The sequence below is a fragment of the Streptomyces sp. NPDC007929 genome, assembly GCF_042959065.1.
Lineage (GTDB): Bacteria > Actinomycetota > Actinomycetes > Streptomycetales > Streptomycetaceae > Streptomyces.
The window spans coordinates 949,526-973,575 of sequence record NZ_JBIBKD010000001.1; the positions used below are offsets into that span (position 1 = coordinate 949,526).

Sequence of the window (24,050 nt, forward strand, 5' to 3'; positions counted from 1 at the left end):
GACATGCGTGTACTGATCGTGGAGGACGAGCCCTACCTGGCCGAAGCCGTCCGGGACGGGCTGCGGCTGGAGGCGATCGCCGCCGACATCGCGAGCGACGGCGACGCCGCCCTGGAGATGCTCAGCGTCAACTCCTACGACCTCGCCGTCCTCGACCGTGACATTCCCGGCCCCTCCGGCGACGAGATCGCCCGGCGTATCGTCGCCTCCGGCAGCGGCATCCCGATCCTCATGCTCACCGCCGCCGACCGCATCGACGACAAGGCGTCCGGATTCGAACTCGGCGCGGACGACTACCTCACCAAACCGTTCGAGCTGCGCGAACTCGTCCTGCGTCTGCGGGCCCTCGACCGCAGACGCGCGTCCGCCCGGCCCCCCGTCCAAGAGATCGCGGGCCTGCGCCTCGACCCCTTCCGCCGGGAGGTCTTCCGCGACGGACGTCATGTCGCGCTCACCCGCAAGCAGTTCGCCGTGCTCGAAGTCCTCGTCGCCGCCGAAGGCGGAGTCGTCAGCTCCGAAGAACTGCTGGAGCGGGCCTGGGACGAGAACGCCGACCCCTTCACCAACGCCGTCCGCATCACCGTCTCCGCGTTGCGCAAGCGGCTCGGCGAGCCGTGGGTCATCGTCACGGTGCCGGGCGTCGGCTACCGCATCGACACCGGCGGCGCCCGTGCGTAGACGCCCCGGACTCAGCGCCCGCCTGAGACTCACCCTCAGCTACGCCGGACTCGTCCTCGTCACCGGCGCCGTCCTGCTGGCCGTGGTGTGGCTCTACCTGCTGCGCTATGTACCCGACAACGACCAAGGCCTGCTGTGGATCTCCCCCAACCGGTACCTCCTCTCGCGCATCTTCGGTCGGGCAGCGGCCGTGGCGATGGGCCTGCTGCTGGTGCTCGGCCTCGTCGGCGGGTGGGTCCTCGCGGGCCGGATGCTCGCGCCGCTCACCCGGATCAGCGAGGCGGCCCGGACGGCGGGCAGCGGGTCGCTGTCCCACCGGATCCGCATGGAAGGCCGCCAGGACGAGTTCCGCGAACTCGCCGACACCTTCGACACCATGCTCGAACAACTCGAGTCGCACGTCGCCGAGCAGCGGCGGTTCGCCGCCAACGCCTCCCATGAACTGCGTACGCCGCTGGCCATCTCGCAGACGCTGCTCGACGTCGCGCGCAAGGACCCCACACGCGACCGCGAGGAACTCCTCGAACGCCTGGAAGCCGTCAACGCGCGCGCGATCGGCCTCACCGAGGCGCTGCTGCTGCTCAGCCGCAGCGACGGCGGGGCCTTCGTCCGCGAGGACGTCGACCTCTCCCTCGTCGCGGAAGAGGCCGCCGAGACGCTGCTGCCACTCGCCGAACAGCGCCGGGTCACGCTCGACGTCACCGGCGGGGCGGCCCCGGCCGGCGGTTCCAGGGAACTCCTGCTGCGGATGGTGACGAACCTCGTCCAGAACGCCGTGGTCCACAACCTCCCCGCCGACGGCACCGTGACCGTCCACACCGAGGCACGGCAGGGCGAGAGCGTGCTGCGCGTGGAGAACACCGGCCCGCCGGTGTCACCCGAACTGGTTCCGACCCTCACCGAACCCTTTCGGCGCGGCACGGACCGCGTACGCACCGACGAGCACGCGGGTGTGGGACTGGGTCTGGCCATCGTGCACAGCATCGTCCGTGCCCACGACGGCACCCTCGACCTCGTCGCCCGCCCCGCCGGCGGTCTCGTCGCCACGGTCCGGTTTCCCGGCACGTCGTAGCCGGCGGGGTCCGGGCAAGCCCCCGCGTGGTCAGCTGCCGGAGCCCTCGGTCCGTGCCTCGGCCCCCGGCGCGGCCGCCGACGTGGCGGAGGGCGCGGTGTAGAAGACGGACCTGCCCTGCTTCGAACGCTCGGCCTCGCTCTTGGCGACGAGTCCCTCGAGCGTCACACGCACGACCTTGGCCGCGATGCCCCGGTGGGGGTGAGCCTCGCCGAGCGCGGTGGAGACCTCCGCGGCGGAGCGCGGTTCCTTCTGCTCCGCCAGGTGGCGGCGAATGAGCTCGACGAGGGTGGGCTCGCCGGACTTGGCACCGCCCGCCTTCTTTGTGGTACCCGCGGCCTTGGTGGTACCCGCGGCCTTGGTGGTGCCCGCGGCCTTGGTGGTAGCCGCGGCCTTGCCGGCACCCGCAGTCTCGCTGGTCCCCGTTGACGCACCGGTGGCTGCTGACTTGGCGCTGCCTGTCGTCTTCGCCGCGGACTTCCGGGCCGTCCGCTTCGCCGGCGCGGCGGTGGACTTGCGTGCCTTCTGCTTCCCGCCGGCCGCGGCGCCGTCCTTCTTCCGCCGCGGAGAGGGCACCACGGCACTCGCGGAGTCGGAGTCGGAGTCGGAGCCGGAGTCGGAGGCGGACTCGGTCGGCGGTGCCGTGATGCCGAGCGCCTGGTGCATGCTCACCAGCACATTGTGATCGCGCTGCAGCGCGGCAAGCTGCTCCTGCAGCGACGCGATCTCCGCACTGACCCGTTCCTGTTCCTTGACGTTCGCGTCGAGGTCGCCGGTCACCTGGGCGATGTACTGAGATGCCAGTTCGGTGGCCGGAGTTGTCGTCTCGGACATGCTGCTTGCCTTTCCTGGGCGTTGGAGGCGCCCTGCGGACGATGCCTGTCCGGAAGCCAGGTCCGGCGTCCAGGTCGGACGCCTCATGTGCCGCATGTTGCCTCGGTGTAGGCATGGTACGGACCGACGCGGCAGGTTGTTCCCGTCGAGCACCGCCTTTCCTCGCGGGAGAGCAAGGCCCGGTCAGCGGTGCCGGAATGCTCGGGCTGTGCCGATGTGGACGAGGAAGGGCTCTGTTGCCCATGGGCAGCGGAGCCGGTGGCGGCCCAGGAAGCGAGCAGGTGCAAGGCCTGTTCGGACGGTGAGCCGGGCTCGGCGGCGTAGACGGTCATGGTCGGTCCGGGATCGGCGGCCAGCTCCGGACGCGCGCCCCAGCGGATGCCGAACTCCTCTCTGCGGGTGGACAGTTCACCGACGAGATCCGGGCTGTCTACGAGGTGCGGTTCACCACCGGGCCCTGCCACCACGCGGCCGTCGCGTCGCGCAGGGTGTTGGTGCCGCAGTGCACCTCACCCATGCCGAGGTGGTACGTGTACCAGTCGTCGATGTACGACACCTTCATGCCGACCCGCTGATAGACGGCGGTGACGGCTTCGGTGAAGAGGTCCTTGCCGTTGACCACGGGACCCCACTGGCGTGGCGCGAGGTAGCGGTCGCGTCCCAGGAGCAGACCGTTGACCGCACCGGGAACGTACGCACCTGTCGTCACCGTCGCCGCGGCCGCCGCCCGCGAGGACGGGTTCTCGGCGAGCCACTTCTGCTGGCCATGGTCCCCGAGGCGGTCCACGAGGCCGGAACCTGCGCCCATGCGCGTCAGACGGGGTACGGCAATCTCCTGCCCCTCGGCGCTCAGAGCCTCCGAGCCCCGGGTGTACAGCGCGGGCACCCGCACGATCTCCTCGTCGGTGACCCCGGTCTCCCGCTTGAGGATCTCCAGGTTGGCAGCGATGCGCCGGGCCGCCATCTCGTTGTCGGCCACCAGGTGGCGGGAGGCGAGGGCCTGGTCGATGGTCTCCTTGGGTGCGGGACTGCCACTGCGGCCCGGGACGGAGAACATCTTCGTCCTGCCGTGGCCCGCACCCTTGGCGTCTCGCAGCAGCCTGAGCCCCGCCTGCGGATCGGCGACCCCGATGCGCCAGCCGCGCGGGGTGTCGGCGGGCAGGAACTGCACGAACTCGTCCACATGTCCCACGCTCAGCCACGAGGTGTCCAGCAGCAACGGGTCCTGCATCCCCTGCGACTTGAGCAGAGTCCGCATCACCTTCGAGGGGCGCGCCCCGCTGTCCTTACGTTCGCCCATGATGATCCGCCCGGCCGGGAAGGAACGACCGCCGTGCGCGTAGGGCGGGATGGTCTCCAGGTTCCCCATGGAGTCGAGCGACCAGTCGGCGGGCTCCGAGGGGTCCTTCACCTGCACGACGCCGATGTCCCGGCCGCGCACCCGCTCGAACAGTTCCCGGCCCGCGTCCCGGTCCGGCTGCGCGGAACGCAGCATCACACGCATCACGTGCCGTCGCCCGCCCGGCCCGGTCATGCTCACGTACGCCGGCTCGACGAAGTCCTGCGCCCAGCGGTCGGCGTACTTCTCGAAGGTGATCAGCGGCGTGGTGATCCCCGCCTTCTTGACCTCTTTGCCGAGGGCGGTGACGAACTCCCGCTGAAGACGGCTGTCCGGGCCCTCGCCCTGCACCTTGGACACCATCACCTGCTGCGTGTTCTGCAGGTGGTGCTGAGTCAGCAGCGGGGCGACGCGCAGGGTCACCGCGTCCGTGGTGGACTTCCGTCCGGACGTCACCGTCAGCCGGACCACGGCACGTCCGTCCCACTTCGCGGTGTCCCGGACGACATCGGTGGCCTCGACGCCGAACTCCGCACCCGCACGCAGCTCGGCGGCGCTCAACCTGGTCGCGGACGTCACGAGGGTCCACTTCCCGGCACGCTTGAGGAAGAGGCGCGCCTTCGCACCACCCGTGGTGATCTTCAGGCTGCCCTTGGCGTTCGCGGGGACGTCCGGAAGGGGCACGGAACGGATCCGGGCGAGGTCGGCGGCGTCCGCGCTGCCGTTGACCTTCGTGTCCGTGCCGTCGTTGCAAGCGGCGAGCTTGGCATCGGACAGCGGTGCGCCACCGGGCCCGGCCACCGGACACCGCTTGGTGTCGTCGTCGATGTTGGGAAGGAACACGGCCCCGCGCCGGACGGACCAGCCGTCCTCGCCGGTGGTGTCGCTGCCACCGGTGAGATCGATCCGTCCGTCGCGGTTGACGTCCGCCCGCAGATCCGCGCGTCCGTCGGTGTCGGCGGCGAAGGCGGAGCCGGCCGGTCCGGCCAGCACCGACCCGGCGGCAGCCATGGCCAGGACCACCGACCCGGCCGGATACAGGCGCGACCGCATACGTCTGGGTGAACGCACAGCACGTTCCTCTCAGTTGGGGGGGGGGCTACGCCCTGCAAGAGGAAGGATGGTGGCTGTGCGTTCACTGTGCGGTGAGAGTTGCTTCCCACGATGTCGCGGACAGGCACGTGGCCGAGTCGTCCGCGGGTATGGCCTGCCGGCCCGTCAGGCGATGGACGCCGAGATGATGGCGGACACCGCGAGGTTGCAGGAGGCCGTCACCCAGACCGCGGGATGCGGCTCCTCCTCGACCAGCGTCGCCCCAAGACGCCCGGGCGTGACCAGGTCCACCACCAGGAACGCCACCGCCATCATCACCAGTCCGAGCAGCCCGAACGCCGCGGTCGAGACCAGCCCCTTGCCGAAGTCCTCGTACGTCGTCCATATGGACGTGAACACGATGCCGCCGATGCCGAGCAGCGCGGAACTGAGGACCGCGGCGGCGTTGCGATTGCGCTGCTCCCAGATCTGCCGACCGAGCTTTCCGGGCGTCAGCACGTCGACCAGGACGATACCGAGGAGCAGCAGAACCAGCCCCAGACCGCCGTATGCGGTGGCCCGCCCGAGTCCGTTGACGATGTCGCTCATGGGGTTGGCAACTCCGAAGCGTAGAGATCATGAGTGATCGCGGTCAAAGAGAGGCAAAATCTAGCGCACACGCTCGGCCCGCCGAACGGCGCCCGGCCCCCACGAGGGACTACTCCGGCGCATGCGCGATCATGAGGGCATGGACGCCCGCTTCCTCGGCATCACCGAGGTGACCGAAACCCCCGCCGTGGCGGTCGTGATCGACGTCATGCGTGCTTTCACGGTCGCCGCCTGGGCCTTCGGCCAGGGCGCGGAGAAGATCGTGCTCGCCGAGTCGCTGGACGAAGCCCTGACTCTCAAGGCCGAGCACCCGGACTGGGTCGCTCTCAAGGACGGACCCCCCGCGCCCGGGTTCGACACGGTCAACTCGCCGGGCAAGCTTCGCTGGCTCGACCTCACCGGCCGGACCGTGGTGCAGAAGACCACGGCAGGAACCGTCGGAGCCCTGGCGGTCAAGGAGGCCTCACTCGTGCTGTGCGCCGGTTTCGTCGTTGCCGACGCAACAGCTCGGCTGCTGCGCACCCGCACGGGCGACACCGTCACGTTCCTGGTGACGGGCGAGGACGGGCAGGCCGACGAGGACCGGGCGTGCGCCGAGTACATCGCCCGAAGGGCCACCGAGCCCCGAACGGATCCGGCGGACTTCCTGCGCCGCGCCGCAGAGTCGCGCGCCGCCGCCGAGCTGACGGAATGCGTACGTCAGGGAGTCCACCCCGACGACGTCGCCCTCTGCCTCGAACTCGACCGGTTCCCCTTCGCCATGGTCGCGGCCCTGGAGGACACCCTCATGGTGCTCCGTCCCACGTACGAAGCCGCTCAACCCGCTCGCGAACCCGCCGCAGGCCCCGGGGAGGAACTCCGATGAGTCGACCCGAGGAACACGACCCCGTCCTCTTCCACACCCACGGGCGCGCCGCCCGGATCACGCTCAACCGGCCTCGGGCTCTCAACGCCCTCACCCACACCATGGTCCGCCGCGTCGACGCGGCGCTCACCGCCTGGGAACGGGACCCGGCCGTGGAGACCGTCGTGATCACCGGGGCAGGGGAGCGCGGACTGTGCGCAGGCGGCGACATCCGGGCCATCCACGACGACGCCCGTGACGGTGACGGCACGGGCTCCGCCGCGTTCTGGCGCGACGAGTACCGCCTCAACGCCCGCATCGCCCGCTATACGAAGCCGTACGTCGCCGTGATGGACGGCATCGTGATGGGCGGCGGTGTCGGTGTCTCCGCGCACGGCAGTGTGCGGGTCGTCACCGAGCGGTCCCGGGTCGCCATGCCGGAGACCGGCATCGGCTTCGTGCCGGACGTGGGCGGCACCCACCTGCTCGCCGCTGCCCCCGGCGAGCTGGGCACCCACCTCGCCCTGACGGGTGCGCAGATCGGCGCCGCCGACGCGCTGCTGTGCGGGCTCGCCGACCACTACGTGCCGACGGACCTGCTGCCGGATCTCCTGGACGCCCTTGCCGAATCGCCCGTGGAGGAGGCCCTGTCGGGCTGCCTGCGGACCCCCGAGGAGGGCGCCCTGGCCGCCCGGCGCGACTGGATCGACTCCTGCTACGCCGCCGACACCGTCGAGGAGATCGTGCGCCGGCTGCTCGCGCACGATGACCCCGCCGCGAAGGACGCCGCGGAGACCCTGCTCGCCAAGTCACCGACCGCCCTGAAGGTCACCCTCGCCTCCCTGCGCCGCGCCCGGAAGCTCGGCACGCTGGAGCTCGTCCTGAACCAGGAGTACCGCGTCTCCTGCGCCGCCCTGGGCACACTCGACCTGGTCGAGGGCATCCGCGCCCAGGTCGTCGACAAGGACCGCAGGCCGCGCTGGTCACCGGCGGCCCTGGGCGAGGTCACCGACGCCGATGTCGAACGCTTCTTCACCCCCCTCGGAGAGCGGGAACTGGGTCTGTCGCCTGCCACGCGCTGAAGGAACATGACTCGCCGACGGTGCCTCGAAACGGCCATCAGAGCATGAGCAGCAGCCGCGTGTGGGCAACGAGTTTCCGGTTGACGCTGGTGCTCTGCACGAAAATGGTGAAGTCGTCGTTGTGGTCCGGCTTGACGCGGACTTCCGTGTCGGGCAGGCCGAGAAGGGATCGGGCCTGGGGGCCCGTATAGACGCGGTCCGTCTTCTTTTCCAGCACCGCTATCTGCTTTCGTGCCTGGACCTTTTCCGACTTGCTGAGTTCATAGAACGCCCCACCGGTCCGGTAGGTGTGTCCGCATTCGACGACCCACTCCTTGATACCGGCATCGCGGGCCACTGGGATCAACTGGTACTTCGACGGATCGACCGGGGTGAGACCGGCTGCCTCGATGGTGTCCTTGTTGACCGCTTCCGCCCCGGTGGAGAACACCGCCCGCGAGCCCCGGATGCCCTGGGTGCGGCCCATCATGAAGTTCTCGGTGGCCTGCTGGATGACCTGCCCGGCCTCCTCCAGGCCCTGTGTGCTGGTGGCGTCCCAGATGGCGATGTTGTCCTTGGGGAAGCCGCACTGCATGGCCTCCCGCTTGCCCATCTGGTCGGGCACCAGCACGGCCAGCGTCCAGTTGTCCTGCTGCCGCTCGATCATCTCGGCGACGGCCTGCACCAGTTGACGTGGATTCCTGGCGGGGGCGTCCGGGCAGCGGTGGCTCGCGTTCTCCTGCCCGTCGGTGAGCACGAACGTCAGGAAACTGTGGTCGCCGTACAGCTGGGCCGTCTGAGCCAGCTCGTGCTGCGACTTCAGCGCGGCCGCCAGCAGGGCCGTCATTCCACCGGTTCGGTAGAGCTGCTTCAGTGACGGCATACGCAGTACGTCCTTGTCGTAGATGACGCACTCCACCTTGTCGGCGAAGACGTACACCGTGACACGGGTTTCCTGGTCCAATTCCCTGGAACGGCGCGCGAGATAGGCGATCTGCTGGTCGGCGACCTCGACGACTTTCCGGCTCAGATGCGACATCGACGAGCTCGCATCCAGCACTAGAGCAACGTGGTTGATGTAATTCTGGGTTCCGGACATCACAGCTCCCCCTTGTTCCGACGAGATGCTCCGATCCTCTCACCCACCACTGACAATCGATCTTGGTCCGGCGCCGGCCTCCGGCCGCACAGCCTCACGACAGCAGCATGCGCGTCCAGGCGACGGCCAGGAGCCCGCAGACGAGAGTGAACAGGCCCTGCACGACAGCCGTCACGGGCATCCGCAGCCGGGCGTGCACGAAGGCGCCGACCGCCGCCACGACCGGCACGCCCCAGATGACGAACCACGCCAGGACAGGGGTGTCGCGCGACTGCTCAGGGCGAGAGGAATGCGGCGCGGGGGCGGTGCCCAGGCCGACCGCGAGGAGCAGCACCGCGCCGACGACGACGATGACCGCGTCGGCGACGAGGAGCAGCAGGGCGACGCCGATGTCGACCAGCCGGGAAGGACGTTCACGCTGGACAGGCAGAGGGGAGCCTTCACCGTCCGTGGAGGGAGATGCCATGCCCTGACTGCACCACGGAATGACCCGTTCAGCACCGACGCGGCGCGCGCGGCAATCGCGCTCCCACCCGCCGGACCGACCCTGCCTGACCCGTTCGACCCGAAGGGACGCCCCGAGCCTGGCATCCAGCGGGCGTCCGAGCGGACACCGTCGGCCGCAGTGGCGAACGGTGCCCGCTCAACCCGCTCCGTGCCTGATCAGTGGTCAGGCCGTGTGCAGCCGCAGCCCGTAGCGGTTCAGGATCTCGTTGACGGGCTGGTGCCAGGTCTCCCCGCCGCCGCGGCAGTTGCCCCAGCCGCCGGAGGTGACGCCCTGGGCCTGGTCGCCGCTGATGAAGGAACCGCCCGAGTCACCGGGCTCGGCGCAGACACTCGTCTTCGTCATCTGGTGGACGGCGCCCTGGCTGTAGTTCACCGTCTCGTTCTTCGCCAGCACGGTGCCGCAGTGCCAGTGCGTGGTGGAACCGGAACGGCACACGGAGGCGCCCACCGGCGCTTCGGCCGAGCCCCGCACGAGCTGGTCGGGAACCGTGCCCCAGCCGAGCACGACCGGCACGGTCCACCAGCCGCTGCCCACGCTCACCCAGGCGTAGTCGTTGCCCGGGAACGACGACCCCTGGAAGGTGCCGACGTACGACCGGTCCCAGCCGTACACCGCCGCACCCGGCGAGCCGCAGTGCCCTGCGGTGACGAAGCCGCCGTGCACGGAGAAGCCGATGGAGCAGCGGACGTTGCCGGTGTAGTAGGGGTCGCCTCCCACGGTGCCGGCCGCGAAGGTGCGCGGTGCGGCGGAAGTCTCCCGCACCGCGACCGGACCGGCCTCGCGGGCCCGGGTGAGGAAGGCCCGGACATCGTTGTCGTCCCGGTGCGCGGCGACGACGTCCACGACGACCTTGTTGGCCTCGGGATCCACGTGCCAGCTCGCGACTCCGGCGGGTGCGGACAGCGCGTCGATGCTCTTCTTCGCCGCGTCGAGCTGCCGCGCGCTGAACCGCGCGTGCCGCACGGCCGCGCCGGTCGCCCGTACCGCGTCGGCCTGCCCGGCCCGGGTCACGGCGACGGTGAGTTTCCCGCTGTCGGCGTCGTACCAGGAGCCGGCGTACGCCGAACCGGCGGCGCTGCGCGCCTTGGGCTCGACGGACGTCGCGGTCCTCTCCGCGGCCAGGCGTGCCAGGGCCTCGCCCCGGCTCAGCCCCAAGTCGCGCTGCATCGCGGAGAGGAGGGCCGGGGAGGCCGGTGCTTCGGAGGAGCGCGGGGGAGTGTCGGCCGCGGACGCCGGCAGGGTGCCGGCGGTCGCCCAGGTGCCGAGCAGGAGCAGTGCGGACAGTCCGGTGCGCAGGATGGTGGTGCGTCTCAAGGGATGCCCCTTCGTTGTTCCAGCAGGGTGGGGTGGAACAGCAGAGCTTGAGAGCGCTCTCGGATACGCGCGGCAGAGCCTAGCCCGTGATCATGGAAAGGTCTATGCCTGTGCGCGTGGGCATCGGTCCGCAAGTGACGTGCCACCGCAGGGGATTGGGATCCACCTGAATCTGTCCGCGGCCAGGCCCACCCGGATCTGCCCGCGGGCCGCAGCTCTGCCCGGGTTGACACCTCGTTCGATGCGATAGCCGAAGCGCGAGCATCTGTCCCTGCTTTCCACGTTTTGCTCCGGGCGACCTGTTTCGGTCTGTACCTCTGGCATCACGCGTCGAGACAAGGGGGGACGCATGCAGCGCGCAAGGCGTTGGGCCGTCACGGTGTTCGCGGGGGCGGGTTCGTTCGTGGTCTGTCTGTGGGCGGCCCGGGCCGCACCCGTCGGTTTCCTGCCCAGAGCGGAGGCCGACCGGTGGCTGGTGGCGACGACGTTCGCGGCGACGGTGACCACGCTGGTCGGAGCGGCGGCGGCCTGGTGGGCGGGGGACAGGGGGCGCACCGATGCCACGGACCAGCGCACCCCGGAGACCTCACGCTCGCCCCGGCCCGAAGCCCGGGTGCGGCAAAGTGCGACGGCGTCGGACGATGCCGGTGTCACCCAGGTGGCGGGGCACCGAAGCCGGAGCCGACGCCCCGGAGGCGACGACGGTCCCGAGGAGCGCCCCGGCAGCGTGACGCAGCGCGCGAGGGCATCGGGCCGGGCCGGCATCACCCAGGTCGGCGGGAACGACAGCACGACGGGTCCCTCCCATGGGGAGACGGGTCCCGTCCATGGGGAGGCGGGTCCGGTCCATGGGGAGGCGGGTCCCGTCCATGGGGATCGGTAGGCGCAGGGCCGCGCGGTCCCAGGCCGCCTCGGCATCCGGACACGGCCATGTCATCCAGGTCAGCGGTGACGGCAACACGGTCTGCGCGTCGAGTCCCGCCGACCCGATGCCGATGCTGCGCCTCCCCGCGGAACCGGCCCATCTGGCGGGCCGGGAGAAAGAAGCCGAAGCCGTACTGGGACTGCTCGCCCCCTCGACGCGGGCGCCCGCCACCCCCGTCGTCTCGGTGCTGTCCGGACTTCCCGGCATCGGCAAGACCGCCCTGGCCCTCCATGTCGCCCATCAGGCCGTGGCACGAGGGTGGTTCCCCGGCGGTGCCCTCTTCCTCCATCTGCGGGGCCACGACCCGGCCGGTCCGGTCGCCGCGGAGGAGGCCATCGCCACGCTGGCGCGGGCCCTGCGTGTGGACGACGCGATGACCGCGGACGAGCAGACGGGCCTGTGCCAGGCCGCGCTCAACCGGCTCGCCGACGAGGGCAGGTCCGTACTGCTGATCGCCGACGACGCGTCCAGTGCCAAGCCGGCCGGGAGCGGGCCGACGCAGGAGAGGCGCAGATCGAACGCCTCGTGCCCGCCCGCTCCACCCACCGCCTGCTGGTGACCTCGCGCCACCTGCTCACCGGCCCCTCGTTCCAGGCTCGGCTGGTCAGCCTGGACGAACTGGAGCCGCGCGGCGCCGCCGACCTGATCGCCGAGGCGCTGGAACATGCCCGGCCCGACGATCCACGGCTGACGGAGACCGACGCGATCGCCGAACTCGCCGGGCACTGCGGCCATCACCCGCTCGCCCTGCAGATCGCCGCTTCCCTGCTCGCCACCGACCCCGGCCGGTCCGTCGTGGACCTCGTCACCGAACTCGCAGACGCTCACACCCGCCTGGACGTCCTGCGCTACGAGGACGGCGGGCACACCACAGCGGTCCAGGCGGCGTTCCACCTCTCCTACCAGCAGTTGCTTGCGCACCACCGCCAGCTGTTCCGGCAGTTCGCGCTGAATCCCGGCCCCCACACCAGCACGGACGCGGCGGCCGCGCTGTGGGGACAGCCGCGTGCCCGGACACGGAACGGCCTCGCCGCGCTCGCCCGGGCCGGGCTGCTGGCCGAGCAGCCGGTGGGCTCGGGGCGCTGGCGGATGCACGACCTCCTGCGCGTCTACGCGGCCAAGCTGGTCGAAGGCGACAGTGCCAAGTGGCGCAGCGCCGCCTTCACCCGGCTGCTGAAGCACAGCCAGAAGCTCGTGCAGGCCGCCAACGCGCACCTGCACACCTACGACGACGGGCCCCTGCCGGACGACTTCAGGGACCGCGCGCACGCGGTGCAGTGGCTGGAGCGGGAACGGGCCAACCTGCTGGCACTCATCGCCCGGGCCGCGGCCACCGGACATCCCCGTGCGGTACTGGACCTCCAGGAGCAGTTGCGCCCGTTCCTGCTCAGCCGACGGAGCTACGCCACCGACGCCGCGACCGTCGCCCAGCTCGCCGTCGACTGCGCCCGCGAGATCGGCCACCCGTGCTGTGAGGCCACCGCCCTGAACCACCTGAGCCAGGTCCTCCCCGACTGCGGCAGGGTGGAGGAGGCGGTGCAGGCCGCGTCCATGAGCCTGGACATCAGCCGGACACGCGGCGACCGGATGCGACAGGCCTCGGCGCTGACCAGCCTCGGGACCTCTCTGCAGCGCGCCGAGAGGTACGAGGACGCCGTGAAGGCCCACACCGAGGGCCTGACTCTCAGCCGCGAACTCGGCGACCAGAACTGCATCGGCAAGGCACTCATGGGTCTGGCCGACACGCTCAACGGCACACAGCGCTACGACGAAGCCCTCGACGTCCTGCACGAGTCCGTTGGGCACTTCGCCGCGGCGGGGGACTGGCATGCCGAGGGCCTGCAACTCATGCGCCTCGGAGACACGCTGTTCGCGATGAAGCGGTCCGCCGAAGCCGTCGAGACCTTCCGCCGCGCCCTGGTCCTCTACCAGGAGCGCGGCGACGAGCACCACCAGGCCATCGCACTCCAGCACCTGTGGTCGGTGAGCGACATGAGCGCGCAGGAGGCGGTGGACAACTACCAGCGGCTCGTGGCCGTCTGCCACAAGGTGTGCGACCGTGCGCTGGAGTCCGTGGCGCTCTACGCCCTGGGCAACAAGCTGAAGCAGCTCGGCCGGTACGAGGAGGCCGTCACCGCCTATCGGGAGGCGGCGGCCATCCACGAGGAGCGTGACGAGGAACGCCTGCTGCTCACGGTGCTGAACGACCTCGGCACCGCACTGCGCACGGCTGGGCGCTGCACCGAGGCCGCCGAGGTGCATGAACGCGAGATCGAACTGGCCCGGGCCCGTGGTGAAAGGCACCGGGAGGCCGAGGCCCTGGAACGCATGTCCACGACGCTGAGACACGGACGCCGCAGAACGGAGGCGGTCACGGCGCGGGCCAGGGCGGTCGGCATCTACCGTGAGCAGAACGACACATGGTGCGAAGGCAGAGCACTGGGTGACCTCGGCCTACCGGTTCGGGACGCACCACGAGCCGACAGGAACAAGACCGGATACACCTGGCTCCTGGACAACCTGCCCCCGAACAACCCGCTCGGCGAGGAAGGTAGGATCCTCGTCGCCCTCACGGTCATGCACGCGCGTACCGGGCACGTCATCGCCGCCTTCTGGGCATGGGCCACCCTGACCAGGACCATACTGAGGCTCGTGGACGAGGGGCAGAGCCAGGCTCCCGGGCACTACGTGCAGGTGTTGAAGCAGCTGATGAAGGCGTCGCTCCACAACGCCCACCCCGTCCAGGCGTTCATCGACTGGCGCAACAGGCTGCGCCGACGGACCACTTGACGGCGCCCATGATGAGCGGGGGGACGCCCTTACGCACCCGCGCCCGAATGCGTCGTGCTGGAGCGCCGTTCCCCGCGGCGTCGCAGGTACAGCGGCAGTACGTACCAGCACAGCCCGAACCACAGCATGACCCCGCCCACGAGCACCTCGGCGAGGATGCCGGGAACGACGAAACGCAGGATCAGCAGGAGCGTGCAGCCGATGGTCAGAGCGAGCAGGACCATGCCGCACATCATCAGACGCCCGGCGGCTTCGACCACCTCGTCCTTCATGCGCTGACCGGACAGGAACCGGTGGATGGAGACGGGCGCTATGAGCGTCCCGGTGGCCGCCGCCCCGAGCACCACGGTTATGACGTAGATCGCGCGATCCAGCGTCTCCAGTTCCCTGAACAGCGGGGTGAAGGCCACGCTGAGCAGAAATCCGAAGAGGATCTGCACGCCCGTCTGCGTGACCCGGGTTTCCTGCAAGATCTCGTTCCAGCGCCGGTTGACCCGCTCGCGCGGCGTCTCGGGCTCCTCGGCGCCGGCTCTCGCACCCGGCCCGTCGTGCCGCGCGCGGCCCACGCTGCCCTTGTCTCCCGGCTCGACGGGCTGCTCCGTCATGGTCATGGCGTCCTCCCTGCTCCAGAGCATCCGCTTGCCCGCCGTCCCGCACTTCAAGCAGGCGTTCAGCGGCGGAGGAACAGTTCCAGGGGCTTGGGCGGTGCGGTTCGCCCGGCCCGGGCGGTGGGCGTTTCGGGGGCCCGCTGCACGTAGCCTCTGTTCCGTGCCGTCCTCCCGTCTCCACCGCGTCGCCGTCCTCGTGCTCGAAGGTGCCAAACCGCTCGATGTCGGCATCCCCGCGCAGGTCTTCACGACCCGCGCGAGCATGCCGTACGAGGTGCGGGTGTGCGGGGCGACACCTGGTCTCGTGACCGGCGGCGACGGACTCGCCTACCACGTCGCCCACGGCCTGGACGCGCTGGAGTGGGCCGACATCGTCTTCGTCCCCGGCTACCGGCACCCGGACCTCGAGGACCCGCCGCCGCCCGTCGTCGACGCGCTGATCGCCGCCCACGCGCGCGGCGCGCGGCTGGCCGCCATCTCCACCGGGGCCTTCGCGCTCGCCGCGACGGGCCTCCTCGACGGCAGGCGCGCCACGACGCACTGGCACTACACACGCGCCCTCACGGCCCGGTACCCGCACGTCCAGGTCGACGAGAACGTGCTGTTCGTCGACGAGGGCAGTGTGCTCACCTCGGCCGGCGCCGCCTCGGGCATCGACCTCTGCCTGCACATCCTGCGCGGCGACCTCGGAGTCGCCGCCTCCAACCACGCCGCCCGCCGGCTGGTCGCGGCCCCCTACCGCAGCGGCGGCCAGGCCCAGTACGTGCCGCGCAGCGTGCCCGAGCCGCTCGGCGAGCGCTTCGGCGCCACCCGCGAGTGGGCGCTGCACCGGCTCGGCGAGCCCCTCTCCCTCGACCTGCTGGCGCGCCAGGCCGGAGTCTCGGCGCGCACGTTCTCCCGGCGTTTCGTCGAGGAGACCGGCTACACACCGATGCAGTGGGTGATGCGCGCCCGCATCGACCGGGCCCGGGAACTGCTGGAGCGTTCCGAGCGCAGCGTCGAACAGATCGCCGCCGACGTCGGACTCGGCACCGGCGCGAACCTGCGCCTGCACTTCCAGCACATCCTGGGCACCACGCCGAGCGAGTACCGGCGCACCTTCACGCGGGGCGAGTAGCCACGGCGCGACCCGGGCCGGACCCATGGCGGGACCATGGCGAGACCATGGCGGGATCCTTTTGAACCGTGGCGATCGCGCCACTGTTCGGTACCGTGAGCGGCGAGCGAGCCTGGTGGTGAGAACGAAGGGACATCACTCATGACTCGCATCGCCATCAACGGATTCGGCCGCATCGGACGCAACGTGCTGCGCGCCCTGCTGGAGCGCGACAGCGCCCTCGAGGTCGTCGCCGTCAACGACCTGACCGAGCCCGTCACGCTCGCCCGGCTGCTCGCCTACGACTCGACGGCCGGCCGCCTCGGGCGCCCGGTGACCGTGGAGGGGGATGTGCTCGTCGTCGACGGCCGCCGGATCAAGGTGCTGGCCGAGCGCGAGCCCGCACAGCTGCCCTGGGCCGAACTCGGCGTCGACATCGTCCTGGAGGCCACCGGCCGCTTCACCTCGGCCAAGGCCGCCCGCGCCCACCTCGACGCGGGCGCGCGCAAGGTGCTGGTCAGCGCCCCGTCGGACGGCGCCGACGTCACCCTCGCCTACGGGGTCAACACCGACGCCTACGACGCGGACCTGCACACGATCGTCTCCAACGCCTCCTGCACCACCAACGCGCTCGCCCCGCTGGCGAAGGTGCTCGACGACCTCGCCGGTATCGAGCACGGATTCATGACGACCGTGCACGCCTACACGCAGGAGCAGAACCTCCAGGACGGACCGCACCGCGACGCCCGTCGTGCCCGGGCCGCCGGCGTGAACATCGTGCCGACCACGACCGGCGCCGCCAAGGCGATCGGCCTGGTCCTGCCCGGCCTGGACGGCAAGCTGTCGGGCGACTCGATCCGCGTCCCGGTGCCGGTGGGCTCGATCGTCGAGCTCAACACTACGGTCGCCCGAGACGTGACCCGCGACGACGTGCTCGCCGCCTACCGTGCCGCGGCCGAGGGGCCGCTCGCCGGCGTCCTCGAGTACTCCGACGACCCGCTGGTCTCCTCGGACATCGTGGGCAATCCCGCCTCGTCCGTCTTCGACTCGGCCCTCACCCGCGTCGACGGCTACCACGTGAAGGTGGTCGCCTGGTACGACAACGAGTGGGGCTTCTCCCACCGCGTGATCGACACGCTGCAGCTCCTCGCCGCCGGCTGAGCGGACGCCGTAGCGCGGCCAGGCCGGGCGCCGAGCGGCGCGATGCCGACGTCCCCGCCCTCCGGGCGCTCTGCCTCCGGCACCGGCGGCGGGGACACGGCCGGCTGTGACACACGGCACGAATCCGGTCCAGGAACGATGGAATCCAGGGACGCGGTCAGAAGGTTGGTATATACATCCGACTGTGACTCTGTGAGGAACCCGTGAACCACTCCGCCCCTGAGCAGCCCGCCGACGTCGTCGCCCGGCTGCGCGCCACCGTCCGCACCGGCCGGACCAAGCCCGTCGAGTGGCGCACGGACCAGCTGCGCCGACTGCGCGACATGCTCACGGAGAACGGCGCGGACCTGGCCGTCGCCCTCCACGCCGACCTCGGCAAGAGCGCCACCGAGGCCTACCGCACCGAGATCGACTTCACCGTCCGCGAGATCGACCACACCCTGGATCACCTCGCGGACTGGCTGCGCCCCGAGCCCGTCCCGGCCCCGGCCCACCTCGGCGAGGACGTGACCGCCTGGACGCAGTACGACCCGCTCGGCGTCGTCCTCGTCATCGCGCCCTGGAACTACCCGGCCCAGCTCCTGCTCGCCCCGGTCGTCGGTGCCCTGGCCGCCGGCAACGCGGTGGTCGCCAAGCCGAGCGAGCTGGCCCCGGCCACCTCCGCCGCCCTGGCCCGACTGCTGCCGGCGTACCTCGACACCGACGCGGTCGCCGTCGTGGAGGGCGGCGTCCCCGAGACCACGGCCCTGCTGGCGGAGCGGTTCGACCACATCTTCTACACCGGCAACGGCACGGTCGGCCGTATCGTGATGCGCGCCGCCGCCGAGCACCTCACCCCGGTCACCCTTGAACTCGGCGGCAAGTCACCGGCGTTCGTCGACCGCGACACCGACCTGGCCGTCGTCGCGGACCGGCTGGCGCGCGGCAAGTTCCTCAACGCCGGACAGACCTGTGTCGCCCCCGACTACGTCCTGACCGACCCGGAGACCGCGGCAGCCCTGGAGCCGCTGCTCGCGGACGCCGTCAAGGCGCTGTACGGCAGCGACCCGGCCCACTCGGGTGAGTACGGGCGGATCATCAACGAACGGCACTTCGACCGGCTCACCGGCCTGCTCGACTCCGGCCGCATCGTCGTGGGCGGCGGTAGCGACCGCACGGCGAAGTACCTCGCGCCGACCGTCCTGGCCGACGTCGACCCCGACGCGCCCGTCATGCGGGAGGAGATCTTCGGACCCATCCTGCCGATCGTGACGGTCCCCGGCCTCGACGAGGCGATCGGCTTCATCAACGACCGGGACAAGCCGCTCGCCCTGTACGTCTTCACCGAGTCCGACGAGACACGGCACCGGTTCGCCGCCGAGACCTCCTCGGGCGGCCTCGGTCACGGCCTGCCCCTCGCCCATCTCACCGTCTCCGACCTGCCGTTCGGCGGGGTGGGGGAGAGCGGCATGGGCAACTATCACGGCCGCTACTCCATCGAGACCTTCAGCCACCGCAAGGCGGTCCTGAACAAGCCGCTGCACTGACGCCCAGGTCAGCCCCCGGCCGGGGCCCGCAGCGGCTCACCGACGCTGCGCAGGTGGCGCAGCGCCTCCCGGTGCGAGGCGAGCAGCCCCGTCCGGTGGTACGGGATGCCCAGCTCGGTGCAGTACCGCTCGGTGATGACCTGCGCCCTGGCGAGCGCGGGCGTCGGCATGCTGGGGAAGAGGTGGTGCTCGATCTGGTAGTTGAGCCCGCCCATGAAGGCGTCGACCAGTGGACCGCCCTGAACGTTGCGCGAGGTGAGGACCTGGCGGCGCAGGAAGTCCAGCCGGGTCCCCTCCTCGATCATCGGCATCCCCTTGTGGTTGGGCGCGAACACCGAACCGAGGTAGATACCGAACAGGCCCTGGTGGACGGCCAGGAAGAGCAGCGCCTTGGCGGGGGAGAGGACCGCGAACAGGCCCCCGAAGTACAAGGCGAAGTGAGCCACGAGCAGCGTGCCCTCCAGCACGGGCCTCTTCACCGCCCTGCTTTTCAGTGCGCGGAAGCTGCTGAAACTGAGATTCAAACCCTCCAAAGTCAGCAGCGGGAAGAACAGTGCTGCCTGATGCTTTCCGACGAAACGCGGCAGCCCCCGGGCCCGGCGCGCCTGCCCGCGCGACCAGACGAGAATGTCCGGCGAGACGTCCGGGTCCTTCCCCTCGTGATTGGGATGCGCGTGATGCCGCGTGTGCTTGTTCATCCACCAGCCGTAGCTCATGCCCAGCAACAGGTCGGCGACCAGCAGCCCCCCTGCCTCACTGGGCCGCCGCCGGGAGAAGACCTGCTGGTGGGCGAGGTCGTGGGCAGCCAGTCCGAGCTGGCCGAAGACCACGGCCAGGGCGACGGCGACGAACAGCTGGCCCCAGCTGTCCCCGAGGGCGAGGAACGCGCCGACGCACCCCGCGAGAGCGAGACCGACCAGCCCGAAACGCACCGTGTAATACACAGGGCGCCGCCGCAGCAGCCCGGCTTCGGATATACGCCGGGACAATTCTGCGAAGTCACTTCCCCTGTTTCCCCCTTGCCGTTCTCCTCGCGTCGACGGATTCACCGGAAGCGCCATGGATTTGCTCATGGAGCTCAGTATTCAGACCGTCGTGGGGCGGCAGAATGGCGTGCACCCCCCAGCCCGAGGTGGAGTTGGCGCCACCATGTGCTGGGGGGAACACCGCAGGCGGGGCGTCAGCCGGTCACATGGGCGACCACCGAGCGCATCGCGCGCCGCAGGGCGGGACGGGTCTCCTCGGGAGGATCGATGGTCTCGAACCCATGGTGGCCGTTGGGGACATCGACCAAGTCCAGTCGCGCCGTGCTCCCCCCGGCCGCGCTCACGAACGCGTCGACGGTCGCCGCGATCTCGGGTGACTCGCGGCCGGCGCGCAGCAGGACGAGGGGCAGCGGCCCGGCCTGGTCGACCGCCTTGGCGGGATGGAAGCGGCTGCCGGCCATTCCCCAGGCGGGGAGAGGGGCCAGGATGGGATAGGAGGCGGCCAGGCAGCGCAGCCAGGCGGGTGGCCGTGCCAGCCAGTCCGTGATGAGGAGGCCGCCGCCCGAGAAGAACCACAGGGCGATCCGGTCGGCGTCCACCCGCGGGTCGGACCGCACCAGGTCCACGGCGGCGGCGACGTCCCGGGCGGCCCGGTCGTAGTCCGCGATGTCGTGCAGACGGTGGTCGAGTGTCACACCGACCACACCCTCGGCCGCCGCGAGGCGGGCATACCCCACCAGGGTGGGCCACTCACGGGGGCTCGGCCGTGCTCCGGCCGGCACCGGCCCGCCGTGCACGAAGACCACGGCCGGTCGCGGACCGTCACCGTCGGGAACGTACAGGTCGACCTGACCGTGGCGGTCGCGAGGCACCTCGGGAACCTCCAGCGGGAACGGCCGCAGATGGGCGGGAGCCGTCGCCCCGTCCCCGGCCGGCCGCAGACGGTGCCCCTCACCGGCCGCGGCCCGCAGCAGGACCTCCGCCAGTGCGTCGGGGCAGGACAGCATCGGCCAGTGCCCGGTGGGCAGTTCGAAGAAGGAGACCTGAGGGTCGGTGAGCGCGGCCAGCGCGGGGTCACCGAAGTCCACGAGCCTCTGCACCAGGTCGATACGGGCACCGTTCCGCGCGCACAGCACACCGGTCACGGGAACCGCGGTCACCGCCCCGGCCAGCCGCAGCGGCTGAAACAGGGTGCCCAGCGGCTGCGGCGCCGCCAGAGCGGTCAGCCGCTTCAACGCCGCCTCGCCGACACCGTCGGTACTGCCCCAGCGTCCCCACTCGTCGAGGCCCGGCGGCTCCAGCACACCCTCGCGCTCACCCGCCTCGGCACGCTCGGCCAGCTGCGCGCGCAGAGCCTGGTCCGGTACCGCGGCCAGCGGCGGAACACCGTTCTGCGGCATCCCGCAGTCCAGGTACACGACGCGTGCGACGCGTTCCGCCCGCCGGTCGGCGGCGCCGAGCACCGGGTGGATCCCGTAGTCGTGTCCGACGAGCACGATCTCCCGTCCGGCCGTCGCCTCCACGGCGTCCACGGCGTCGATCGCCGCGATCACGTCCTCGACATGGGTCTCCAGACCGACGGGCCCCGACGTCACGGGCCCGGCCGGGTCGATGCCCGTCAGCGCAACCGCGTGCGCCGCACCGCCCGCCGCGACCAGCCGCTCGGCCGTCTCCCGCCAGACATGAGCTCCGGTGAACACACCCGCCACCATGATGAACACCTGCACAACGGCCTCCCCGGACTCGTCACCATGACGCCGCGCCGGTCGCGTACGTCACCCTCCGCGGGGCCACGACCGCTGCCGTGCCCCGCGCACCGGTACGGTAGGAACTCCCCTTAAGGGAGGTTCAACTGTCGACGTCGCACGAGCCGTTGTGGAGCATCGGAGAGCTCGCGGAGCGCGCCGGTGCCACGGTGAAGACCGTCCGCTTCTACTCCGACCAGGGCCTGCTCCCCGAAGCCGCCCGCAGCAGCGGCGGACACCGCCGCTACGGCCCTCAGGCACTGGAACGGCTGAAGCTGATCCGTTCCCTGCGCACCTTCGACCTGCCTCTGCCCGAGATACGCCGCGTCCTTGAGGACGAAGACGCAGCCGGTCCTGCCCTGGAGCACGCCGTCGACAGCCGACTGCGAGAACTCGGCAGCGAGCTGACGGCCCTGCGCTGGCGGGAAGCGGCACTCCAACTCGTGCGCGAGTGCCCACCGGCCCAGCGCGCCGACCGGCTGAGGCTGCTCGGCACGCTGAACACCCCGCCGAGCACCGCACCCCTGGCCAGGTTCTGGCGCGCCTGGCTGCCACCGCGGATGCCGAGCCGGGCCACAGCGGCGTTCCTGGAGGTCGCCGTCCCCGAACCGCCCGACGCACCGCACCCGTCCCAGGCGCTCGCCTTCGCCCAGCTCCACGCCATGACGACGGCCCCCTGCCCGGGAAGCCGGCAGCCCCAGCCGCAAGTGCACCGGGTGGCCGGCGCGGGCGGCGCCGCCCTGCTGTACGCGGGCCTGGTGGAGGCGTTCGAACTCGCCGCCCCACAGGTGCGCAGGGCGCGCGACCCGCGTCCGGGCGAGGCCCTGGACGCCTATGTCGCGGCCTACGCGAGCGCCTACGGCAGCCGCGACACCCCCGATTTCCGCCGCCTGCTCGACGCCCGCCTGACGGCCGATCCGCGCCTGGACCGCTACTGGGAACTCACCGCCGTCGTCCGGACTCCGCCGGGCGACAGCCCGCAGCCGACGCCCGGCTCAGCGGACGACTGGCTGCGCGCGGCACTGCGACGGGAGAACGCAACAGCGGCCTGACAGAGGGATCGGTGACCGGCGGCTCCTCCCGGCGTCATCGCTGTCGCGCCCCACGCGCGGCGACTCGCGCATCAGGCACCGCACACGCGGGCGTCCCTCCCGGCAGCCGCCCGCGATTGTCGGCCACGAGTCGGTACGCGCCGTGGGCGACCCAGCGCACCGGTGGCAGGGTGAGGACCGCTCCTACGACGGACCACACGCCGCCCGCGCTCAGCAGGACCTTCGCCACGGCTTGCGCACCGCCGTACACCCGCCCTGTCGGTGTCACCCACAGGGCCTCGTGGCGGGCCCGCTCCTCTGCGACGCCGAGCGATCCGAGGTCAGCGTGCTGCCAGGCCACGGCCTCACACCGGGGCCGCACCAGACGCTGGACGAGGTCCACCGACGTGGTGCAGAAGCCGCAGTCCCCGTCGAAGATCAGTACCGGTCGCATCCGCACACCTCCATCGTGCCGCACCAGGGGCGGATCCGCTCCGGCTCCGGGCGGCGGGCAGGTGACCCGATGGTGAAACTGATCAAGGATGGGCAACACTTGTTCCTGGGAAGCCTTGTTGAGGAAGGCCTGACGGGGAAGGCCTGACGGGGAAGGCCTGACGGGGAAGGCCTGATGGGGAAGGTCCGGGGGAGAGCGGTGACGGCGAGTGGGTGAACAAGGCGGCCGCGACTGGGTGTGCATGACTCCGGACGACTTCGACCGTGACGCGCCGCCCCGCCCGGAGGTGGACGGACGGATTCCCGCCGAGCTGGACGAGTGCGGTACGGCGCCGCTCTTCGGCGACGATCCGGTCCCGGCGGGAACGGACAGACCCTCTCCGCGCCCCGTCCGACGGGGTCATCAGGAGCGGTTGTTCTAGAACGCCGTCCTCGCGGCCGGTCCATGCCGTCGTACGACCAGACGGCTCACCTCGTAGGACATCTCGGTCGTTTCCGGCTGGGGCGGTGGGTGGTAACGCCCGGCGCACACGGAGAGGTTGACGATGAGGTAGGCGTGCCAGTGGCGGCCCACGCCGCGTCCGTCGGCGAAGACCAGCCTGCCGTTGAGCCACCATTCCACTGATCGGGAGCCGAAGACGGTACGCACACTCACCTGTGCGCCCGGTCGGATCGCCTCGTCGTGGTGGTAACGGTTCGCATGGCGCACGTGGTTGGTGAATTCGAGGAGGTCCGGGTTGTCCGGGTGGTATTCGAAGACGTCGATCTCCTGGTCGCCGTCCCGCCAGGTCCAGATCGCCGGCCAGGCCCCGATCTCCTTCGGCAGCCGGACCCGGGCCTCCAGCACGTCCCCGGTGCGGACGGTGAATCCCTCCTCGCTTCCCTCGGTGGTGAGCAACCCGCTGTTCCAGCGGCCGTCCGGCCGCCGCCTGGCGCGGAACACGCCTGTCCGGCTGTACGCGGCGTCGGAGACCAAGTGGTCGAGCTTGTCATCGCGCGGATTGACCGGGCCTCCACCGGGATAGGCCCATGAACGGCCCGCGACCCATTGGGTGGTGGAGGTGAAGTCCGCCCTGAAGACGACCGGGGCGGAGAGCGGTACATCATGAGCGGGAAGCGGGCTGTCCGGTAAGGGTTCGGTCATGCGGAATGTCTCACCTGTCCATGCCCGAGTATGCGTCTCGGCCGCGTTCCACCGCGTTGCTTGACCCTTTCAGGTGAAGCCGGCACCACGGAGTCGCCACGAAAACCCGTTGGCCGAACCGGGGCGGCCCCTGCTAGCCTCCCGAAGGCCGTGCGACAGAACGAGGAGGTGGTACCCGTGAACGCAGTATCGACA

General features: G+C 70.9%; 22 protein-coding genes and 1 pseudogene. 11 read left to right on the forward strand and 12 right to left on the reverse strand.

Annotated elements, in window-relative coordinates:
• Window positions 1-3: 3 nt before the first annotated feature.
• Together ACFZDE_RS04340 and ACFZDE_RS04345 are read left to right on the forward strand one after the other, a co-directional pair.
• Window positions 4-678: a response regulator gene (locus tag ACFZDE_RS04340; protein WP_391197230.1), complete on the forward strand. Its 675-nt coding sequence runs from the start codon at window positions 4-6 to the stop codon at window positions 676-678.
• On the forward strand, window positions 671-1,750 hold the full coding sequence (locus ACFZDE_RS04345) for an ATP-binding protein (protein WP_391197232.1): 1,080 nt from the start codon (window positions 671-673) through the stop codon (window positions 1,748-1,750). Before ACFZDE_RS04340 ends, ACFZDE_RS04345 begins: the two co-directional genes overlap by 8 nt.
• A gap of 30 nt (window positions 1,751-1,780) precedes the next feature.
• Here ACFZDE_RS04345 and ACFZDE_RS04350 read toward each other — a convergent pair whose 3' ends face one another.
• The 4 genes and pseudogenes from ACFZDE_RS04350 to ACFZDE_RS04365 form a co-directional block, all read right to left on the reverse strand.
• Window positions 1,781-2,584 carry a hypothetical protein gene (locus tag ACFZDE_RS04350; protein WP_391197234.1) on the reverse strand — a complete coding sequence of 268 codons (804 nt, stop codon included), beginning with the start codon at window positions 2,582-2,584 and terminating at the stop codon, window positions 1,781-1,783.
• A 215-nt stretch (window positions 2,585-2,799) separates the two neighbouring features.
• Window positions 2,800-3,036: pseudogene (locus tag ACFZDE_RS04355) on the reverse strand (transcriptional regulator); the annotation flags it as partial.
• Window positions 3,015-4,976 carry a protein-arginine deiminase family protein gene (locus ACFZDE_RS04360; RefSeq protein WP_391197479.1) on the reverse strand — a complete coding sequence of 654 codons (1,962 nt, stop codon included), beginning with the start codon at window positions 4,974-4,976 and terminating at the stop codon, window positions 3,015-3,017. The pseudogene ACFZDE_RS04355 and the gene ACFZDE_RS04360, both read right to left, overlap by 22 nt.
• A gap of 165 nt (window positions 4,977-5,141) precedes the next feature.
• Window positions 5,142-5,564 (reverse strand): DUF350 domain-containing protein, encoded by a 423-nt coding sequence (locus ACFZDE_RS04365; protein WP_390990017.1) that lies wholly within the window; start codon window positions 5,562-5,564, stop codon window positions 5,142-5,144.
• Between the two features lie 139 nt (window positions 5,565-5,703).
• Between ACFZDE_RS04365 and ACFZDE_RS04370 the strand changes: the two genes are divergently transcribed.
• Together ACFZDE_RS04370 and ACFZDE_RS04375 are read left to right on the forward strand one after the other, a co-directional pair.
• A complete protein-coding gene (locus ACFZDE_RS04370) occupies window positions 5,704-6,429 on the forward strand; it encodes a 2-phosphosulfolactate phosphatase (protein WP_391197481.1) in 726 nt (241 codons plus the stop codon).
• A complete protein-coding gene (locus ACFZDE_RS04375) occupies window positions 6,426-7,490 on the forward strand; it encodes a 3-hydroxyisobutyryl-CoA hydrolase (RefSeq protein ID WP_391197236.1) in 1,065 nt (354 codons plus the stop codon). Before ACFZDE_RS04370 ends, ACFZDE_RS04375 begins: the two co-directional genes overlap by 4 nt.
• Window positions 7,491-7,527: 37 nt before the next feature.
• Here ACFZDE_RS04375 and ACFZDE_RS04380 read toward each other — a convergent pair whose 3' ends face one another.
• From ACFZDE_RS04380 to ACFZDE_RS04390, 3 genes are all read right to left on the reverse strand, one after another.
• Window positions 7,528-8,568 carry a vWA domain-containing protein gene (locus tag ACFZDE_RS04380; protein ID WP_391197237.1) on the reverse strand — a complete coding sequence of 347 codons (1,041 nt, stop codon included), beginning with the start codon at window positions 8,566-8,568 and terminating at the stop codon, window positions 7,528-7,530.
• 94 nt (window positions 8,569-8,662) lie between these two features.
• On the reverse strand, window positions 8,663-9,034 hold the full coding sequence (locus ACFZDE_RS04385; RefSeq protein ID WP_390990009.1) for a hypothetical protein: 372 nt from the start codon (window positions 9,032-9,034) through the stop codon (window positions 8,663-8,665).
• 204 nt (window positions 9,035-9,238) lie between these two features.
• A complete protein-coding gene (locus ACFZDE_RS04390; protein ID WP_391197239.1) occupies window positions 9,239-10,390 on the reverse strand; it encodes a trypsin-like serine protease in 1,152 nt (383 codons plus the stop codon).
• Window positions 10,391-10,739: 349 nt separating this feature from the next.
• On the opposite strand from ACFZDE_RS04390, the gene ACFZDE_RS04395 reads away from it, so the two are divergent.
• Genes ACFZDE_RS04395 through ACFZDE_RS04405 form a run of 3 tightly spaced genes read left to right on the forward strand, consistent with a single transcriptional unit; the run spans window position 10,740 to window position 14,105 of the window.
• Window positions 10,740-11,273, forward strand: a complete 534-nt coding sequence (locus ACFZDE_RS04395) for a hypothetical protein (protein WP_391197241.1) — start codon at window positions 10,740-10,742, stop codon at window positions 11,271-11,273.
• Window positions 11,260-11,874, forward strand: coding sequence for an AAA family ATPase (locus tag ACFZDE_RS04400; protein ID WP_391197243.1), 615 nt, complete (start codon window positions 11,260-11,262; stop codon window positions 11,872-11,874). Before ACFZDE_RS04395 ends, ACFZDE_RS04400 begins: the two co-directional genes overlap by 14 nt.
• Window positions 11,841-14,105: a tetratricopeptide repeat protein gene (locus ACFZDE_RS04405; RefSeq protein ID WP_391197245.1), complete on the forward strand. Its 2,265-nt coding sequence runs from the start codon at window positions 11,841-11,843 to the stop codon at window positions 14,103-14,105. Before ACFZDE_RS04400 ends, ACFZDE_RS04405 begins: the two co-directional genes overlap by 34 nt.
• 29 nt (window positions 14,106-14,134) lie before the next feature.
• Here ACFZDE_RS04405 and ACFZDE_RS04410 read toward each other — a convergent pair whose 3' ends face one another.
• Window positions 14,135-14,716, reverse strand: coding sequence for a DUF6328 family protein (locus ACFZDE_RS04410; protein ID WP_391197248.1), 582 nt, complete (start codon window positions 14,714-14,716; stop codon window positions 14,135-14,137).
• Between the two features lie 157 nt (window positions 14,717-14,873).
• On the opposite strand from ACFZDE_RS04410, the gene ACFZDE_RS04415 reads away from it, so the two are divergent.
• The 3 genes from ACFZDE_RS04415 to ACFZDE_RS04425 all read left to right on the forward strand — a co-directional run bounded on the left by ACFZDE_RS04415 (window position 14,874) and on the right by ACFZDE_RS04425 (window position 18,496).
• Window positions 14,874-15,830 carry a helix-turn-helix domain-containing protein gene (locus tag ACFZDE_RS04415; protein WP_391197251.1) on the forward strand — a complete coding sequence of 319 codons (957 nt, stop codon included), beginning with the start codon at window positions 14,874-14,876 and terminating at the stop codon, window positions 15,828-15,830.
• 141 nt (window positions 15,831-15,971) lie between these two features.
• Window positions 15,972-16,970: a type I glyceraldehyde-3-phosphate dehydrogenase gene (gap, locus tag ACFZDE_RS04420; RefSeq protein ID WP_391197254.1), complete on the forward strand. Its 999-nt coding sequence runs from the start codon at window positions 15,972-15,974 to the stop codon at window positions 16,968-16,970.
• 203 nt (window positions 16,971-17,173) lie between these two features.
• A complete protein-coding gene (locus ACFZDE_RS04425; RefSeq protein WP_391197256.1) occupies window positions 17,174-18,496 on the forward strand; it encodes an aldehyde dehydrogenase family protein in 1,323 nt (440 codons plus the stop codon).
• 8 nt (window positions 18,497-18,504) lie between these two features.
• Here the strand turns inward: ACFZDE_RS04425 and ACFZDE_RS04430 are convergent, their stop codons facing one another.
• Both ACFZDE_RS04430 and ACFZDE_RS04435 read right to left on the reverse strand, forming a co-directional pair.
• On the reverse strand, window positions 18,505-19,557 hold the full coding sequence (locus tag ACFZDE_RS04430; protein WP_391197484.1) for a fatty acid desaturase: 1,053 nt from the start codon (window positions 19,555-19,557) through the stop codon (window positions 18,505-18,507).
• A gap of 119 nt (window positions 19,558-19,676) precedes the next feature.
• Entirely contained in the window at window positions 19,677-21,209 is a 1,533-nt protein-coding gene (locus ACFZDE_RS04435; RefSeq protein ID WP_391197258.1) for an alpha/beta fold hydrolase, read from the reverse strand.
• A 125-nt stretch (window positions 21,210-21,334) separates the two neighbouring features.
• Here ACFZDE_RS04435 and ACFZDE_RS04440 point away from each other — a divergent pair, with 125 nt between their 5' ends.
• Entirely contained in the window at window positions 21,335-22,279 is a 945-nt protein-coding gene (locus ACFZDE_RS04440) for a MerR family transcriptional regulator (RefSeq protein ID WP_391197486.1), read from the forward strand.
• A 34-nt stretch (window positions 22,280-22,313) separates the two neighbouring features.
• On the opposite strand, the gene ACFZDE_RS04445 is transcribed toward ACFZDE_RS04440, so the two are convergent.
• Entirely contained in the window at window positions 22,314-22,718 is a 405-nt protein-coding gene (locus tag ACFZDE_RS04445; protein WP_391197260.1) for a DCC1-like thiol-disulfide oxidoreductase family protein, read from the reverse strand.
• Between the two features lie 411 nt (window positions 22,719-23,129).
• Window positions 23,130-23,855 carry a beta-glucanase gene (locus tag ACFZDE_RS04450; RefSeq protein WP_391197262.1) on the reverse strand — a complete coding sequence of 242 codons (726 nt, stop codon included), beginning with the start codon at window positions 23,853-23,855 and terminating at the stop codon, window positions 23,130-23,132.
• Window positions 23,856-24,050 lie beyond the last annotated feature (195 nt).

Excerpts from the sequence above, each read along its gene's own strand:
- ACFZDE_RS04380 (WP_391197237.1), bottom strand. The coding sequence starts at position 8,568 with ATGTCCGGAACCCAGAATTACATCAACCACGTTGCTCTAGTGCTGGAT.
- ACFZDE_RS04360 (WP_391197479.1), bottom strand. The coding sequence starts at position 4,976 with ATGCGGTCGCGCCTGTATCCGGCCGGGTCGGTGGTCCTGGCCATGGCT.
- ACFZDE_RS04450 (WP_391197262.1), bottom strand. The coding sequence starts at position 23,855 with ATGACCGAACCCTTACCGGACAGCCCGCTTCCCGCTCATGATGTACCG.
- ACFZDE_RS04430 (WP_391197484.1), bottom strand. The coding sequence starts at position 19,557 with ATGGCGCTTCCGGTGAATCCGTCGACGCGAGGAGAACGGCAAGGGGGA.
- gap (WP_391197254.1), top strand. The coding sequence starts at position 15,972 with ATGACTCGCATCGCCATCAACGGATTCGGCCGCATCGGACGCAACGTG.
- ACFZDE_RS04365 (WP_390990017.1), bottom strand. The coding sequence starts at position 5,564 with ATGAGCGACATCGTCAACGGACTCGGGCGGGCCACCGCATACGGCGGT.
- ACFZDE_RS04340 (WP_391197230.1), top strand. The coding sequence starts at position 4 with ATGCGTGTACTGATCGTGGAGGACGAGCCCTACCTGGCCGAAGCCGTC.
- ACFZDE_RS04385 (WP_390990009.1), bottom strand. The coding sequence starts at position 9,034 with ATGGCATCTCCCTCCACGGACGGTGAAGGCTCCCCTCTGCCTGTCCAG.
- ACFZDE_RS04370 (WP_391197481.1), top strand. The coding sequence starts at position 5,704 with ATGGACGCCCGCTTCCTCGGCATCACCGAGGTGACCGAAACCCCCGCC.
- ACFZDE_RS04410 (WP_391197248.1), bottom strand. The coding sequence starts at position 14,716 with ATGACCATGACGGAGCAGCCCGTCGAGCCGGGAGACAAGGGCAGCGTG.
- ACFZDE_RS04350 (WP_391197234.1), bottom strand. The coding sequence starts at position 2,584 with ATGTCCGAGACGACAACTCCGGCCACCGAACTGGCATCTCAGTACATC.
- ACFZDE_RS04375 (WP_391197236.1), top strand. The coding sequence starts at position 6,426 with ATGAGTCGACCCGAGGAACACGACCCCGTCCTCTTCCACACCCACGGG.
- ACFZDE_RS04395 (WP_391197241.1), top strand. The coding sequence starts at position 10,740 with ATGCAGCGCGCAAGGCGTTGGGCCGTCACGGTGTTCGCGGGGGCGGGT.
- ACFZDE_RS04400 (WP_391197243.1), top strand. The coding sequence starts at position 11,260 with ATGGGGATCGGTAGGCGCAGGGCCGCGCGGTCCCAGGCCGCCTCGGCA.